General features: G+C 35.6%; 13 protein-coding genes. 4 read left to right on the top strand and 9 right to left on the bottom strand.

The window, feature by feature from the left end; genetic code table 11:
- Positions 1 to 121: 121 nt before the first annotated feature.
- Positions 122 to 1,201 (top strand): PLP-dependent cysteine synthase family protein, encoded by a 1,080-nt coding sequence (locus GTR01_RS11470; RefSeq protein ID WP_160137983.1) that lies wholly within the window; start codon positions 122 to 124, stop codon positions 1,199 to 1,201.
- A 70-nt stretch (positions 1,202 to 1,271) separates the two neighbouring features.
- Here GTR01_RS11470 and serS read toward each other — a convergent pair whose 3' ends face one another.
- From serS to GTR01_RS11450, 4 genes are all read right to left on the bottom strand, one after another.
- On the bottom strand, positions 1,272 to 2,540 hold the full coding sequence (gene serS / locus GTR01_RS11465) for a serine--tRNA ligase (protein WP_160137982.1): 1,269 nt from the start codon (positions 2,538 to 2,540) through the stop codon (positions 1,272 to 1,274).
- Positions 2,541 to 2,603: 63 nt separating this feature from the next.
- Complete coding sequence (locus tag GTR01_RS11460) at positions 2,604 to 3,110, bottom strand: hypothetical protein (RefSeq protein WP_160137981.1); 507 nt, start codon at positions 3,108 to 3,110, stop codon at positions 2,604 to 2,606.
- Positions 3,111 to 3,137: 27 nt separating this feature from the next.
- Positions 3,138 to 4,382, bottom strand: coding sequence for an oligosaccharide flippase family protein (locus tag GTR01_RS11455; RefSeq protein ID WP_160137980.1), 1,245 nt, complete (start codon positions 4,380 to 4,382; stop codon positions 3,138 to 3,140).
- Positions 4,379 to 5,527: a glycosyltransferase gene (locus GTR01_RS11450; RefSeq protein ID WP_160137979.1), complete on the bottom strand. Its 1,149-nt coding sequence runs from the start codon at positions 5,525 to 5,527 to the stop codon at positions 4,379 to 4,381. Before GTR01_RS11450 ends, GTR01_RS11455 begins: the two co-directional genes overlap by 4 nt.
- A gap of 59 nt (positions 5,528 to 5,586) precedes the next feature.
- On the opposite strand from GTR01_RS11450, the gene GTR01_RS11445 reads away from it, so the two are divergent.
- The gene (locus tag GTR01_RS11445) at positions 5,587 to 6,396 is read left to right on the top strand and encodes a class I SAM-dependent methyltransferase (RefSeq protein ID WP_160137978.1); all 810 of its coding nucleotides are present in this window, start codon (positions 5,587 to 5,589) and stop codon (positions 6,394 to 6,396) included.
- A 73-nt stretch (positions 6,397 to 6,469) separates the two neighbouring features.
- On the opposite strand, the gene GTR01_RS11440 is transcribed toward GTR01_RS11445, so the two are convergent.
- The 5 genes from GTR01_RS11440 to GTR01_RS11420 all read right to left on the bottom strand — a co-directional run bounded on the left by GTR01_RS11440 (position 6,470) and on the right by GTR01_RS11420 (position 12,511).
- On the bottom strand, positions 6,470 to 6,961 hold the full coding sequence (locus tag GTR01_RS11440; protein ID WP_160137977.1) for a hypothetical protein: 492 nt from the start codon (positions 6,959 to 6,961) through the stop codon (positions 6,470 to 6,472).
- Between the two features lie 102 nt (positions 6,962 to 7,063).
- Positions 7,064 to 7,849 (bottom strand): (Fe-S)-binding protein, encoded by a 786-nt coding sequence (locus GTR01_RS11435; RefSeq protein ID WP_160137976.1) that lies wholly within the window; start codon positions 7,847 to 7,849, stop codon positions 7,064 to 7,066.
- 90 nt (positions 7,850 to 7,939) lie between these two features.
- Positions 7,940 to 9,271, bottom strand: coding sequence for a (Fe-S)-binding protein (locus GTR01_RS11430; RefSeq protein ID WP_160137975.1), 1,332 nt, complete (start codon positions 9,269 to 9,271; stop codon positions 7,940 to 7,942).
- A gap of 8 nt (positions 9,272 to 9,279) precedes the next feature.
- Positions 9,280 to 10,230 (bottom strand): MlaD family protein, encoded by a 951-nt coding sequence (locus GTR01_RS11425; protein WP_160137974.1) that lies wholly within the window; start codon positions 10,228 to 10,230, stop codon positions 9,280 to 9,282.
- A 130-nt stretch (positions 10,231 to 10,360) separates the two neighbouring features.
- A complete protein-coding gene (locus GTR01_RS11420; protein WP_160137973.1) occupies positions 10,361 to 12,511 on the bottom strand; it encodes a peptidylprolyl isomerase in 2,151 nt (716 codons plus the stop codon).
- A gap of 260 nt (positions 12,512 to 12,771) precedes the next feature.
- Here GTR01_RS11420 and lon point away from each other — a divergent pair, with 260 nt between their 5' ends.
- On the top strand, positions 12,772 to 15,177 hold the full coding sequence (lon, locus tag GTR01_RS11415) for an endopeptidase La (protein ID WP_160137972.1): 2,406 nt from the start codon (positions 12,772 to 12,774) through the stop codon (positions 15,175 to 15,177).
- A 189-nt stretch (positions 15,178 to 15,366) separates the two neighbouring features.
- Positions 15,367 to 16,479 (top strand): AI-2E family transporter, encoded by a 1,113-nt coding sequence (locus GTR01_RS11410; RefSeq protein ID WP_160137971.1) that lies wholly within the window; start codon positions 15,367 to 15,369, stop codon positions 16,477 to 16,479.
- Positions 16,480 to 16,536: the final 57 nt, after the last annotated feature.

Raw genomic sequence — 16,536 nt, 5'->3', positions numbered from 1 at the left:
ATTAAAAAAAACGTAATATTTTTTGTTTTCTAATTCTATACCAAAAAATTTCTTGAATTTCTTATATCCCTTTGAATAAAAGATGGAGTCCTACTAGTTTTGCATCATATTAATACCAAATATGATGTCAAAAATAGAAAAAAACGAATTTAACAAAAAATGTCTGTCGTCTGAATTAGAGAGTAAGTTCAAACACTTATGGCACTTAGTTGGCAACACTCCCATGCTAGAATTACAATATATTTTTAAAGGTAAACCTGGAAAAATATATGTAAAATGCGAAAATTATAATCTTACGGGTAGTATTAAAGACCGGATGGCTTTATATATTTTATACAAAGCCTATATGAACTGTCAGATCCGTCCCGAAGATACAATCATTGAAGCCACCAGTGGCAATACAGGAATTGCCTTTTCTGCTATTGGAAAAGCTTTAGGTCATCAAGTTAAAATTATTATGCCTAATTGGCTAAGCAAAGAGCGTATAGAAATTATAAAAAGCATGGGAGCTGAGATTGAACTTATATCCAAGGAAGAAGGAGGTTTTTTAGGGAGTATTCAATTAAGTGAAAAACTGGCAGCTCAAGGTGGTATATTTCTGCCTCGTCAATTTGAGAATCAATATAATACAGAAGTTCACGAGATGACAACAGGAAAAGAAATTCTACTACAACTTTCTTCTATAGGGCTGACGCCTGATGCATTTGTTGCTGGAGTGGGTACTGGCGGAACAGTAATGGGAATAGGAAAACAATTAAGAAATCACCATCCAAATATTAAAATTCATCCTTTAGAACCATTAGAAAGTCCTACCTTAACGACTGGATATAAAATAGGATCTCATCGTATTCAAGGAATTTCGGATGAGTTTATCCCTCCGATTGTAAAATTGAATGAATTGAATCATGTAATTTGTGCAGCAGATGGAGACTCTATCATTATAGCTCAAAAGCTGGCACAACAGCAGGGATTAGCTGTAGGAATCTCCTCAGGAGCCAATATTATTGGGGCTATAAAATTAAAAGAACAAATGGGAGATGATGCTATTGTTGTAACATTGCTTCCTGATGATAATAAAAAATATTTAAGTACTGATTTGATGAAAGAAGAACTGATGAAGGATGATTATATTTCTAAAGAATTGACATTTACAGGATTTTTACCCATACCACGACTTGAAAATCCATTATTGGGCCACTAATTTATAGAGATAAGGAAATACAAAATTCCCCTTCAAAATTGAAGGGGAATTTTTATTATAACCATAGAGTTTAGTTAATCACATCAAATCTTGCATATTCAGCAATCTTCTTAGGAAGTTTAATTCCTTCTGCTGTCTGATTGTTCTCTAACAATGCCGCCATAATTCTTGGCAATGCCATTGCAGACCCGTTCAGAGTGTGAACCAACTGAGACTTACCATCTGCTTTATAACGACATTTCAGTCTGTTAGCCTGGAATGTTTCAAAATTGGAAACTGAACTTACTTCTAACCACATTTCCTGTGCAGCACTCCATACTTCAAAGTCATAAGTCATCGCAGCAGCAAAACCTGTATCTCCACCACAAAGTCTTAATACTCTGAATGGAAGTTCAAGGTCTGTAAGAATTTCTTTGATATGCTCTACCATTTCTTCCAATACAGCATAAGAGTTTTCAGGTTTTTCAATTCTTACGATCTCTACTTTTTCGAATTGGTGAAGACGGTTCAGACCTCTTACGTGAGCTCCATAGCTTCCCGCTTCTCTTCTGTAACACTGAGAGAAAGCTGTATTTTTAATCGGAAGATCTCTTTCATCCAATAATACATCTCGGTAAAGGTTCGTTACAGGAACTTCTGCGGTAGGGATCAAATATAATTTATCTTCGTTGATATAATACATTTGTCCTTCTTTATCAGGTAATTGTCCTGTTCCAAAACCAGAAGCTTCATTCACTACGTGAGGTGGGTTTACCTCTGTATATCCTTTATCAACATTTTTATCAAGGAAATACTGAACTAAAGCTCTTTGTAACCTAGCTCCTTTTCCTAAATAAACAGGAAATCCTGCTCCTGCAATTTTTACTCCTAATTCAAAATCGATAAGATTATATTTTTTAGCCAGTTCCCAGTGAGGAATTGCTCCTTCACCAAGACCTTCTACAGTATGAGACTGGAAAATAATTTCGTTATCATCAGCAGAAGCACCACTTTTTACCAATTCATTTGGAATGTTTGGAAGTTGATAAAGAATATTCAGTAATTCAGTTTCTTTTACTTCCAGCTGAGATTTCAATTCTGAACTCGACTCTTTGTATTGTGCAGTTTTAGATTTTGCTGATTCCGCTTCTTCTTTCTTTCCTTCCTTCATTAAAAGTCCAATTTCCTTGGAGATTTTATTGATCTCGGAAAGCTGGGAATCTAATTCAAATTGGATTCTTTTTCTTTCGTCGTCAGTAGCAACAGCTTCGTCTACCAACTCAAGATTCTTGAATTGTCTTTTTTTAAGACCTTCTAAAACGCGTTCTTTATTGTCGCGTAAAAAATTGACTTGTAACATTTTATTTAGATGTTAGATATTAAATTTAGCCTAATATAAGCTAACAATTTTACAAATTTAAAACTATTTTACGATAGTTACGTTATTTATTGAATTAGGTGTACCCGCATCCTTTGAAAATACAGACTTTGTATTGTATAAAACCTCCGAAACCTGAAATGCTTCCGGTGTATTTCGATAGTGAATTTCAAGAATATCTGTAGCCACTGCCTGAGAGGTATTATTAATAATTTGATTCAAGGTAACCCGCATCCTGGAATAATAAGTAGTACCCGCAGAATCAAATTTTTTCCTTTTCGCACCTGCAATATATTCTATATAAAAAACCGAATCCTGTCTCATTCTTAAAGGAATAGTTGTCACAGGAGAATTATCTTTATCACCTAGCATGTCATTCACTGTATAGCTGGTGAAAGATCCACTTTTTTTGGCATTCAACAAATCCGGGCTGGTATCTGATTTCATGTAGATATTCAGTATCTGATCAATTCTTTGTAAAGAATCGTCATCACTTCCGCAACTGATCACCACACAGCTTACTAATAATATATAAAGAAAGATTTTTTTCATTCTAACAAAGATAAAAAGATTTTGCCATTAAGGCAGTTTCCTCAAGTAGGAAAAGAAAAAAAACAGATAACCCAAACCTGAAACAAGTAATGTTGTGGTCATTGCAATTCCCATTCCGATGGTACCATAAACAGGAACCAGTATATAGGCAAGTACTGCAAGAAATATAAGAGAACCTATACTGAGCCAGGTATTAATCTCTATTTTTCCTACCGCAGGTAATAAATTTCCGTAAAGATTTCTGGTGAGCATTCCCAATGTGAATCCTACTGATAAAATCATTAATAAAGTTGTATTATCCACATAGTTTTCACCAAAAAATAAAATAATTATATACTTTTTGAATAGATAAAAGAAAAGCAGAATTCCTAAGCAGATGGGGATAAAAAACTTATTAAAATTCACAACATAAGATTGAAGGAATTTTTTATCCTTAAAGTTCTTGGAGAGAACCGGAAAATCGCTCTGTAGGAAACTGGTTGCCAGAAAAGTAATATTGGAAGGAATAAGAATAGCAGTTCTGTAGTTCGCAACAGCATTTTCATTCAGCATGAAACCCAACAGCAAAATATCCAGTGAGTATAAGGCATCAGAAGTAAGAGAAGTAAGTGCGGTGAAAATCCCGTATCTCCACATCTCTTTATAATTACCCGGTTTGAGTGCTCCACGAGAATATATATCCCTTTTTAACCAAAATAATGATAAATAAGGGGCTATACTGATGGCAATAAGATATCCGTAAAACTTGAAAAAGTACGTAAGGAACAAAACTAATAGCAGCCCTCCGATATTAACAATATTATTGATCCTTGCAAAGGTCTGATTCTTCCCTGTGATTCGATAAAACCCCTGAATATGATTGAGAAAATAAAAACCACCTAGCCTTATCGCACAAAAAATAAATATCGTGAAGATATCCTCATACTTATCAAAATAAAAGACAGAAACACCCAAAAACAAAACGATCAGGATCAGTTCAAATAAAAGTCCTTTGAAAAAAAAGTAGGATGAGATTTTTAATTTCTCTTCTTTATCCACAGATATTGAACCGAAACGCATTAAACTCTGGCTGCTCCCAAATCCTGTAAATGGAGTAAAAATAGTCAACACTGAAAGAACAATGCTTAAAACACCAAACTCATTTTCAGGTAACAATCTGATGATCAATAAAGACCCAAGAAAGCTACATACTTTAGCAATAAGGAAAGAGAAGAAAACATGATGCCCACTATTACTAAAAAAGTTTCTTAAAAAATCTTTCAGGCTTTTCACGAGATATTATTTTTTAAAAGAACCTCATTATATATTTCGGTAAATTGCTGCGCAATTGCCTTTCTGGAATATCTGTCTACACAGTAATTTCTAATCTCAGATTCGCTTTTGAAAACATATTCCTGTTTGCATAGTTTTTCCAAAACCTCATAAAGCTGAACTGTATTATCCTTCTCAATGCCCACTCCTAGACCCTCAATAATAAATTCGGCAGCTCCTCCCACCATCGTTGAGATCACAGGCTTTCCACACGCATAAGACTCCAAAATAACACAGCCTTGGGTTTCATTTTCACTGAATAAGATAAAATAATCCGAATGTTGCATTTTAGCAGCAACTTCAGCATAGCTAATAGCATCAAAAACTTTTATATAGTTTTCGGCAGATAAGTTTTTAACCAAAGCCATCAAAGTCTCCACATCGCCATCCCCTCCTATTTCCAGACTTACAGAATATCCGTTCTGATGTAACGAATGAACAGCATTGATAATATCTTGCGGTCTTTTACGTGGAATAAGACTTGATACGTGGAGAAATTTTACATGATCTGATTTTACCGTTTGAGGTTCAATGGTAAAGACTTCCGTATCTACAACATTTGAAATCACTTTCGTGGGAGTGGTAATACCCAACTGCTTCAAACTATCTTTTAAGTTATAGCTTACGGGTAAAATATATCCGGCATGTTTAGCAATATATCTTGCTATTCGCTTTATATTTCCTGAGGTTTTTGATAGATTTTGTTTTTGTAAAGCAGTCCAGTGCTCTGTGACAACAAATGGAATTTTATATTTCTTTTTCAGATAAACTGCAAAAAGCATATTGTTATGCAACACGTTAGCATGAATTAAGTCCGGTTTCTGTAGCTGAGCAAACCCTTCTGAATAGGCCTTCATTCTTCTTACAAAGTTCTGAACAGGATTTCTTGAATTTTTATAATAAATGATTAAAGTTCTGATGTTATTAATGATTCTGTCATCATAAACATATAGCTCTTCCTGATCAAAATTACCAATAGCATGCAGTATTTCAACATCACACGATAATGAAACGGCTTCCGCATGTCGCTGCACAAAATTGCCGTTGGTAGGCTCTATTTTATTAGGAAACCACGATGAGATGAAGAGTATCTTTTTTCTTTCCAAAATTTTATTTAGTTGTATCTTTGTTTGATTATTAATGTAAACTACATCTCAGCAAACTAATGGCTAAAGTTAATAAATTTCTATCTTTTTTTCGAACTATTCTTGAAACCCCAAGCTTAATCAACCTTGTTCTGGATAGCTCATTTGAAGCAGAAAAAAAATTCAAAAAGAAATATACAGGAATTTCTTCTTTGCCACAGATTGACATGAAACACCTGGGAGATAAAGTGGCTGAAGACATTGATAGTTTCATACTGGATGGAGGATCTTTAATCACAGATTTACAGCTCCTTAAAACTCTTTCTATGAGAAATGATGTCAATTCTTATATTGAAATTGGCACATGGCGTGGAGAAAGTGTTTATAACGTTGCCAAACATACCGAAGATTGTACCACCATCAATTTGTCTAAGAAAGAAATGAAAGAGATGGGATTACATGTAAAATATGCCGAGCAGCATGGTATCCTTTCACTAAAGAACCCTCAAATAAACCATCTTGAAGCGAATACCAAATTCTTTGACTTCACTTCATTAGGGAAAAAATATGATTTGGTTTTTATTGATGGTGACCATAGCTACGACATGGTCCTCAATGATACAAAGAAAGTTTTTGACAATCTTTTGCATGAAAACTCTATCGTTGTATGGCATGATTACGCCTATAATCCCCTGAAAATCCGATATGAAGTTTTCCAGGCTATTCTGGACGGAGTTGGAAAAGAAAACCATAATTATCTTTATCATCCTCAGAATACGATGTGTGCTATTTTTATTAAAGGAAAGTTTCCTACCACACCTTTTGATGATAAGGCGGCTCCTACAAAAATTCTCAATGTAAAAATTCATTCAGAAGAGTTTTCTTCTTAATAAATGCTCCCCATTTGGAAAACAAAAAAGGATGGCAAAAGCCACCCTTATTCTGTTCGTAATATAAAAATACTTAACTGATATAACTTCCAGCCCAGCTTTTCTCCAAAGGAAGAAGGAAGTGGCTTAAAAAGTCCAGATATGTATTTTTAGAAAAGTCAAATACCTGAATATCTTTTGGTAATTCACCATTTTTCAGTTTGTTCTTAAAATCAAGAAGTTTCAATGTTTTCACTTCTCCATTTTCTACAAAACTAGCTTTCATTCTGTCAAATAATCCCAGCTGATATTCTTCATCAAGCGCTCTCATAATCTTTCCTAGCGCATCAATACTGCATCCTGAAGCCATTTCTTTCTCTTCATCTACACAAATAATGATAAATTGATTTTTTTCAATTTTAAAAGATGATGAAAGCGGTTTCCCGTGTGCAGCCCAAGTTGCCAGAAAATCAAATAATTTTTCTGTGATTGCCTTTGCCTCTTTTGTTTCAAATGGCCTTGATGCCGGGTATATAATGACTCTGTAGTCGTTCGTTTCTACAACGTTTGATTCTTCAATTTTCATTGCTGCTCAATTTAAAGTATAAAATTAAGAAATATTCCTGAGTTTATAATGCATAAAAACCCAAGCAAAGAGCCTGAGTTTTTATTTATATTTTATTGTAATCTACAGATCTTCTGCCTCTGCAAGAAGTTCTACGATATCTTTTACTGCTACTTCAGTGTTTTTATTGAAATGTTTTACACCATCTGTCATCATTGTATTACAGAATGGGCATCCGGTTGCGATTACCTTAGGCTCAAAAGATAAAGCTTCCTCTGTTCTTTCAATATTAATGTCTTTGTTCCCTTTTTCAGGTTCTTTAAACATCTGTGCACCACCGGCACCACAACAAAGACCATTTGTTTTGCAACGCTTCATTTCCACAAGCTCTGCATCAAGTTTTTCAAGCAGCATTCTTGGTGCTTCATATTCATCATTCGCACGTCCCAGATAACAAGGATCGTGGAAAGTGATTTTCTTTCCTTTAAATGCTCCGCCCTCAATCTTCAGTCTTCCTTCTTCCATTAAGGTTTTAAGGAATTGTGTATGGTGAACTACGTCAAAGTGTCCGCCAAGACTTGGATATTCATTTTTAAGGGTATTGAAACAGTGTGGACATGCTGTTACAATTTTCTTAACTTCATAAGCATTCAGAACTTCAATATTGGTAAGAGCCATCATCTGAAAAACGAATTCATTTCCAGCTCTTTTTGCAGGGTCTCCGGTACAGCTTTCTTCCTGTCCTAAAACAGCAAATTCTACCCCTATTTTATTCAATATCTTACAAAATGCTTTTGTAATTTTTTTAGCACGGTCATCAAAACTTCCGGCACAGCCTACCCAAAATAAAACTTCCGGCGCTTTTCCTTCGGCAGCAAATTCTGCCATTGTTTTTATATTGAAATCCATTTCTTTTTCCAGTTTGAAAATGTGAGAATTTGGAAATTTGAAAATAAGTGAGCGTTAATCAATTTTCAAATTTTCAAATTGATTAATTATTTAGTTTTCATTGGCCCAGTTCAGACGGTCAGCCTGGTTGTACTGCCAAGGAGCAGCATTGTTCTCCACATTCGTCATCATCAGATTCAGTTCCTGTGGAGCAGCCGACTGTTCCATTACCAGGAATCTTCTCATTTCAAAGATAATAGAAAGCGGATCCAACAATACAGGACAAGCGTCTGTACATGCATTACATGTAGTACAAGCCCAAAGTTCTTCCTTAGTAATATAGTCATTCAACAACTTTTTACCGTCGTCAACAAATTTTCCGTTTTTATCGATGTTTCGTCCTACTTCTTCCAATCGGTCTCTGGTCTTCATTAAGATTAATCTTGGAGACAATTTTTTCCCTGTAATATTAGCAGGGCAAACAGAAGTACAACGTCCACATTCTGTACAAGAATAGGCATTAAGCAATTGTACCTGATTAAGATCAAAGATATCTTCTGCTCCAAATTTGGAAGGAGCGGCATCTGCTTCCCCTTCAGCCGGAGCTGCATAAGGATCTGCATTAGGATCCATCATCAATTTGATTTCTTTGGTGACAGAATCAAGGTTATTGAATTTCCCTTTTTTGTCAAGATTAGCATACCAAGTACTTGGGAAAGCTAAAATAATGTGCAAATGCTTTGAATAGTAAAGATAATTCATAAAGAAAAGAATCCCTACAAAGTGGAACCACCAAGCTCCTTTTTCAGTAAAGTGTAAAAAACCTTCACCAAAATTACTGAAAACAGGCCCTAAAATTGTGGAACTTATTGGGAAGCTTCCAAGTACGGGCAATAAACCTCTTTGCTGCAACACCCAATCCGCTGCATTCATCTTAAAGAAAGCCATCATTAAAGCAAACTCGATGATTAGAATCCAGTTGGCATCATGCTTTGGCCATCCGAAAAGCTCTTTCATCGTTAATCTCTTAACTCCGTAAAAGTTTCTTCTGATGAAAAATACAACGACTCCTATTACCACTAGAAGAGCTAGAATTTCTAAGGTCGCCGTAAAGAAACTATAAAATCCGTCTCCAAAGACTAAAGCCAGGAAACGGTGCGTTCCAAACAGTCCATCAACAATAATTTCAATAAGTTCTATATTGATAATCACAAAACCTACATACACGAAAAGGTGTAAAATCCCAGCAACAGGACGTTTCACCATCTTGCTTTGCCCCATAGCCACTCTAGCCATAGTGCTCCAGCGTTCAGATTTTCTGTCGTTTCTATTGATCTCGTGACCAAGCCTGATATTTCTATAGATCTTCAGCAGGCTCTTAGCAAAAAGCCCAAATCCTGCCACTAATAAAATCAGGAAAATAATGTTATCGATGTACTGCATAAGGCGTATTAGTCTTTATTATTTTTACCGAAAACTGAGAAATTGATATATCTCTTAGGGTTCGCTTTCATATCTTCAATCAATGAATTCAAATTAGAAGATGCTGAGTTCAGATTATTGTACAATTGATCATCCTTCATCAGCTTTCCTAAGCTTCCCTCTCCTTTATCTATTCCTCCAATCACCTGATTCAGTTTTCCTACAGTAGCATCAAGATTAGCAATCGTTGCATTTAATTGCTTGGTATCGATACTTTGTGCAAGATTTCCATATTTATCCAATGTTACTTTTCCACTTTGCATAGTAAGGCTCGCATCATCTAATACTTTTTGAAGTTTAGGATCGTTATGACCTACCAGGCTGTTTACACTCCCCGCAGTTGTTTGAAGCGCTCCTACGGTCTTATTAAGATTAGATAATAATGCTTTGATTTCTGCTCTGTTCTGAGCATCTACAAGCAGATTGGCATTGGCCATTAAAGAGTCTACTCTATGTAAAACAACTTGTAATTGGTCTTTTACCGGGCCAACCTGAGAAGAAAGACTTCCTAATGTTCCCAGTTTGAAAGCCCCTTTCAGAGTATCACCATCTTTGGCTGTAGCTCCTCCGTATGACAAATTTACTCTCATTTCTTTACCGGACATTAATCCCGGTTCAAAAATTTCCAGCGTTGAGTTTTTTGAAAATTCGAATTTATTATCTACCGTAATTTTCACAACAAAACTGATTTTGCCATCCTTCCCTGTCTGAGGCAAAATCTTATCAACCTGTCCTACTTTGAGACCATTGATAGAAACTGCCGAAGACTGCGCAAGGCCTTCCACATTGTCATATTTTGCATAAAATATATTGTCGGTAGTAAAAAGGCTTTTCCCTTTCATAAATTGAAACAACACCACAAAGCCTACGATAGCTAGAAGTGCAATCACACCAGCTTTTAATTCTTTACTGAACTTCACTTGCTAATTTTTTTCTAATAAGCAAATATAATACATTTTAAATAAATCTTTTCCTTTATTGCTCTGCGTTAAATACAAAAAAAAGCGACAAAAAATTGTCGCTTTTATATTGATAGATTTGAATCTCTTATTATTGCTGATTTCCTACCTTGTTCCAGATCTCGATTCTATAGTCTTGGATATCTGCGTTATCCTGAAGACTCTTCAACCAAGCCTGACCAAACATTCCTGCATTTCTCTGAGAAATAGACTCAGTGAATTGTTTAAGATCACCAGGTTGTTTGTTTACTGTTTCTGATTTTTTGATCAATACATAAACTCCTGTTCCTCCTTCAACCGGGTTAGAAAGTTTACCTTTTGCAACACCAAATGCTGCACCAGCAACTTTAGGCTCCATAGATCCAGCTACTGAAGGGTTTAATAGGTTTACCTGAGCAGATTGTTTTGTCGTTGCAAACATAGTAGCAATCTGATCTAAACCTGAAGCTTTAGCTCCTGCAATTTTATCAGAAATTTGTTTTGCAGCTAATTTATTTTTAACAATTGTTTCAATTTGATCTCTTACAGATTCTGGATCAGCAAGACCTGCTTCTTGTTTTCCGTTCAGGAATACAACAATTTTATCTCCTGTTCCATCCACATTGAATAATTCAGTATCTCCTTTAGATCTTTTCTTATCAAAAGCCCAAGTAAGGATTTCACCGTCTTTTTCAGTACCTAATCCCTGAAGTTGACCTTCGAATCTCTTCGCAGCTTTAGGATTAGTGAATTGGAAGTTTCCTTTCTTAGCAATATTGACGAAATCGTTGAAAGATTTCCCTTGAACCTGCTGGATGAATTTTCTAGCGTTTTTATCTGTTTCAGCTTCTGTAGCGTCTGAAGGCTTGATTTCTTTTACAAGATTTGCCACCTTATACCCCATTGATCCAGATTTTTTATCTTCGATATTGATGATGTGGTAACCAAATTGAGTTTCCACAACACCTGTTGCTCCTTTAGGATTGTTAGCCAAATAAGTAAGAAACTCTGGTACGAAAGGTGTTTCCGGAGTTGTCCAACCAAGGCTACCTCCTTGTGCAGCAGAGTTTGGATCATTTGAAAGCTTCAGGAACTCTGTAAATTTAGCTGGTGTAGCTTTTACGATAGCTCCGATAGAATCTGCTAATTTCTTAGCCTGCTCTTTAGATCTCGATACTCCTTCTCCTGCCGGGCTTCCTTTAAAAGCGATCAGGATATGTCTTGATAATGTAGAATCTGAAGTCTTTTTACCTACAAGCTTAGAAACTACATAGAAATTTTGTTCTTTATATGGGCCAAAAGTCTGTCCTACCGCAGCTGTTGCGATTTGACCTTGTATAGTAGCTGGCAATTGTGTAGGCTTTACATACTGAGGATTGAAAGGAGAATCTGAGTTTGCCATTACAAACATAGAATCATTCTTTGTGTTCTGGAAGTTCTCAGTACCTCCGCTAGCATCTGTACCTCCTGAGTATAATTTTGTAATTTCCTTTAAAGCGGCTGCATCATCTGCTGCACTTGGCTTAGAAGGGAAAAATACAATACCTAAGTTTCTGCTAGGCTCAGCTTTGAACATTACCGGGTGCTGCTTGATGTAGTTGGCAAGATCTTCTGTAGTAACATTGATCTTTGTTTTCTGAAGGTAAGCTGCATAGTCTACCTTTACAAAGTCGATGTCAGCAAGCTGATCTCTTTCTTTCATCAATTCTTCAGCTTCTTTTTTACCGGTAGTAATCCCTGCTGAAACATTGGTAAACACCTGTCTTGCCATAAGTCTATACTCGATTGATTTTCTTGTTTTCAACCATTGAGCATATCCCTGAGGATTAGTGTTCTGTAATGTTTCAATCTCTTTTTTAAGCTCTTGAGTTTTAAAGTTCCCCTTCTCATCAAAAAACTGCTGATTTTGAGCGAACATCTGATCATACTGGATCTGATTCCAGAAATAATCATCAGTCATTTCAAAGCCCAATTTCTCAAACTGTTGCTTGATAAGTTTAGATTGAACAAGTAACTGCCAAGCCTGCTCCTCAAGACCGTTCTTTGGACGACCTTGCTGCTCAGCTTGTTGCTGCAACACGAAAAGCTGATCATTAAACTCTTCGCGGGTGATTTTCTCACCATTTACTTTTCCTAAAACGTCAGGATTTTTACCAAAAACCTTGTCGATACTGTCTGGGTTCACCAAGAACGCCAAAAGCGCTAAGGCTATTACTCCCATTAAAAGCCAAGGCTTACTCCTAATCTGTCCTAAAATTGCCATTTTATAAATTATAGTTTTTTATCAGTTTGCGAAAATACACATTTTTAAGAAATTAGAGAAACAGAAGTTCTTTATTTTAATTTTAAATCCTAAAGTTTATCTAAAAAAGGAAATTTTGACCATATTTTTTCGTAAAAAACAAATGGCATAAGTATTGTGCATTCTAGTACATTATAATATACCACACGTTTTCAGGGCGTATTATAAGAAATCCATTTAACGATTAAATACGAAAATGACAATTTGTCATTCCATCCATTATGACAGAATTTGAAGATATAAGTTTAGAAGAAATGATCAGCGACGGTTTTGATATTGTTACTGAAGAAATCAATCTTTCCGATTTTGGGGAGACTGAAAAGAATTCCGAACAGAAAATATTCCCGATACTTCCCGTAAGAAATATGGTGATGTTCCCTAATGTAGTAATCCCTATTACTGCAGGAAGAAAAACATCGATACAACTTCTTGAAGAAGCACAGAAAAACGGAGATTTCATTGGAATTGTAAGCCAGAAAAATTCTGATCTTGAACAACCTACCGAAAAAGATATTTACACTACCGGTACATTAGCAAAGATCATTAAGATCATCAAACTTCCTGAAGGTAACATTACAGCGATTACCAAAGGTTTTCACAGGTTTAAAATTAAGAAGATTGTTGATAATCAACCTTATTTCAAAGCTGAAATCACAAAACTAAAGGACACTAAGCCTAAAAATCAGGAGGAATATGAAGCATTACTGGAAAATGTAAAAGATCTGGCTTTGAAAATCATAGAGCTGGATCCCAACATTCCTAATGCGGCTAATTTTGCGATCAAAAACATCAATAATAATGATGATCTACTGAATTTCATCTGCACCAACGCGAGCTTTCCATCTTTAGAAAAGCAAAGACTGCTTGAAGAAAAAAGTATGATGGAAAGAGCAAACAAATGCTATGAAATGATGCATGAGGACTTCAGAAAGCTTGAATTGCGAAATCAAATTCATCAAAAAACGTCAAAAGACCTTGATAAGCAACAAAGAGAATATTTCCTGAATCAACAGATCAGAACGATCCAAGAAGAATTAGGTGGTGGCCCGGAAAGCGATGTAGCAGATCTTATTGCAAAGGCAAAAACAAAGAAGTGGAGCCAGGAAGTAGAAGAACACTTCCAAAAGGAAATCGGCAGATTACAAAGACAGAATCCTAATTCTCCGGATTATAATGTCCAGAGAAATTATCTGGATTTCTTTACGGATCTTCCATGGGAAACCTACACCAAAGATATTTTTGATATTGCAAAAGCAGAAAAAGTGTTAGATAAAGCACATTTTGGACTTGAAGATATTAAGAAAAGAATTTTGGAGCACATGGCTGTTTTAAAGTTAAAAAACAACATGAAATCTCCTATTCTATTATTGGTAGGCCCTCCGGGAGTTGGTAAAACTTCGTTGGGTAAATCTATTGCAGATGCTCTAGGAAGAAAATATGTTCGACTATCTTTGGGTGGACTTCATGACGAAAGTGAAATCCGTGGACATAGGAAGACCTATATTGGTGCTATGGCCGGAAGAATCCTTCAATCGATCAAAAAGTCAGGGACTTCCAATCCGGTAATTGTTCTGGATGAGATTGATAAAATAGGACAGGGACTTCATGGAGATCCTAGTTCGGCCTTATTAGAAGTTCTTGATCCTGAACAAAATAAATCCTTCTACGATAACTTCCTTGAAATGGGATATGATTTGTCTAAGGTGATGTTTATTGCAACAGCCAACTCACTTTCTACTATTCAGACTCCGCTATTGGATAGAACGGAAATTATTCAGATTGCAGGATATACTTTGGAAGAAAAGATTGAGATTGCCAAAAGACACTTGATCAAGAAACAACAGGAAGAAAACGGTTTGGATACCAAATCATTCAAGCTTGGAAATCCTGAACTTAAACATATTATTGAAGCACACACTTCTGAAAGTGGAGTAAGAACCTTAGAGAAAAGAATTGCTTCTGTTGCAAGATGGGTAGCACTACAAACGGCATTGGTAAAAGAATATGACTCAAAAATTTCAGTAGAAAAAGTAGATGAAATTCTTGGAGTTCCAAGACCGAAAAGTCTTTCTGAAATCACAGGAGTTCCCGGTGTAGTAACAGGTCTTGCCTGGACAAGTGTTGGCGGTGATATTTTATATATTGAAAGTATTCTAAGTAACGGAAAAGGAGCTTTAACAATGACCGGAAACCTGGGAACTGTAATGAAAGAATCTGCAACGATTGCATTGGAATACATTAAGGCTAAACATGATGAATTGGGAATTGCACAGGAAGATTTAGATAAGAAAAACATCCACGTTCACGTTCCTGAAGGAGCAACGCCTAAAGATGGGCCTTCTGCAGGAATTGCCATGCTGACTTCAATGGTTTCTTCTTTTAAAAACAAAAAGATAAAACCTCACCTTGCGATGACAGGAGAAATTACCCTAAGAGGAAAAGTACTTCCTGTAGGTGGTATTAAAGAAAAACTTCTTGCAGCAACCAGAGCGGGAGTAAAAGATGTTATTCTTTGTGAAGCCAACAGAAAAGATGTAGAAGAAATTAAGAAAGATTATTTAAAGAATCTGAAAGTACACTATGTCAACAGAATGGAGGAAGTCATTGACATCGCCATTGAAAAATAAAACAATTTATTTACATATTAACTTCTCAATAAGAAACACGTTCTGAATTTCAGAGCGTGTTTCTGCTTTTATGGAAGTCTTTAGGAATGAAATTTGATATGCAGAAAGAAAAATCCACATTGTTTGAATAAAAGTTATTCAATTCGGCGGGTTTTTCTTATTTTTATTCCACACTGCAGATTTTAGATTATGAATTTTCTTAGACTTCCCTTCCTTGTCAAGCTTACCCTTGTAGTTATTTCGATTATTGGGATCGGATATCTTTTAGCATTGGGGCAAACCATTTTAGCTCCTTTTTTCTTCGCATTTCTAATGGCTATGCTGTTTTTACCGGCGGCCACTTTCATGGAAAGAACTTTACGATTCCCAAGATCCATGTCAACAATGACCTCTGTATTTATTATGTTGATTATTTTAGCGGGAATTATTTATTTTTTCACCAATCAATTATCTGATTTCAGTAAAGACCTTCCTCATCTGAGAGAGCAGTTTACTACTGTTTTCAATAATGCTCAACATTGGGTTTCCAAGACCTTTAATGTAAAGGTAGATGAGCAGGTAGATTATATTAACCAGGGACTGAACAAGCTTTTGTCTTCTTCAGGAGCTATTTTAGGATTTACCTTCGGAATATTTTCAACAGGATTTGGATTTATTATTTTCTTTACGCTGTTTTTCATCTTTATTTTAAATTACAGAAGACTGCTCAACAATTTTATTGTAACGGTTTTTAATGAAAGACATAAAGCAAGTGTTCAGTCAGCAGTGAATGAAATTCGAGTGATGACCAAGAAATACATCTTTGGGCTTTGCCTTCAGGTCATTATTGTCTCTATCCTTACTTCTATAGTACTTACCGTTTTAGGGGTAAAATATGCTATTCTTTTAGGAGTTTTAACAGGGTTATTAAATGTAATTCCTTATTTAGGTATTTTTATATCCCTTCTCATATCGTGTTTTATTGCATTTGCTACCGCCAGCCCATCCACATGTATCTATGTAGCAATAGGATATATTGGAATTCATGCTATAGATGGAAATATTGTACTTCCTTTCGTGGTGGGTTCCCGAGTGAAAATCAATGCTTTATTTTCTTTTATAGGCATTCTTCTAGGAGAACATCTTTGGGGAATTGCCGGAATGTTTCTTTGTATTCCCGCCATCGCTATTATTAAGATTATCTGCGAAAAAGTGGAGGATTTAAAACCTTGGGGAAGATTACTTGGAGAAGAGGAAAAACCTAATAAAAAGAAGAAAAGCTATAAAATATCGAAGAATATCACTCTGAAGGAAATGGATTAATTTCTAATTAAGCTATAAATAATGAATAAACTAAGGCTGCTTTAACAAGCAGCCTTA

Source organism: Chryseobacterium sp. c4a (assembly GCF_009900745.1).
Lineage (GTDB): Bacteria > Bacteroidota > Bacteroidia > Flavobacteriales > Weeksellaceae > Chryseobacterium.
The sequence above is the reverse complement of the archived record's forward strand: the minus strand, read 5'-3'. Positions and strand labels throughout refer to the sequence as shown.

Bases quoted from the DNA above. Each gene is read 5' to 3' on its own strand.
- GTR01_RS11470 (WP_160137983.1), top strand. From the start codon at position 122: ATGATGTCAAAAATAGAAAAAAACGAATTTAACAAAAAATGTCTGTCG.
- serS (WP_160137982.1), bottom strand. From the start codon at position 2,540: ATGTTACAAGTCAATTTTTTACGCGACAATAAAGAACGCGTTTTAGAA.
- GTR01_RS11445 (WP_160137978.1), top strand. From the start codon at position 5,587: ATGGCTAAAGTTAATAAATTTCTATCTTTTTTTCGAACTATTCTTGAA.
- GTR01_RS11410 (WP_160137971.1), top strand. From the start codon at position 15,367: ATGAATTTTCTTAGACTTCCCTTCCTTGTCAAGCTTACCCTTGTAGTT.
- lon (WP_160137972.1), top strand. From the start codon at position 12,772: ATGACAGAATTTGAAGATATAAGTTTAGAAGAAATGATCAGCGACGGT.
- GTR01_RS11430 (WP_160137975.1), bottom strand. From the start codon at position 9,271: ATGCAGTACATCGATAACATTATTTTCCTGATTTTATTAGTGGCAGGA.
- GTR01_RS11440 (WP_160137977.1), bottom strand. From the start codon at position 6,961: ATGAAAATTGAAGAATCAAACGTTGTAGAAACGAACGACTACAGAGTC.
- GTR01_RS11435 (WP_160137976.1), bottom strand. From the start codon at position 7,849: ATGGATTTCAATATAAAAACAATGGCAGAATTTGCTGCCGAAGGAAAA.
- GTR01_RS11420 (WP_160137973.1), bottom strand. From the start codon at position 12,511: ATGGCAATTTTAGGACAGATTAGGAGTAAGCCTTGGCTTTTAATGGGA.
- GTR01_RS11460 (WP_160137981.1), bottom strand. From the start codon at position 3,110: ATGAAAAAAATCTTTCTTTATATATTATTAGTAAGCTGTGTGGTGATC.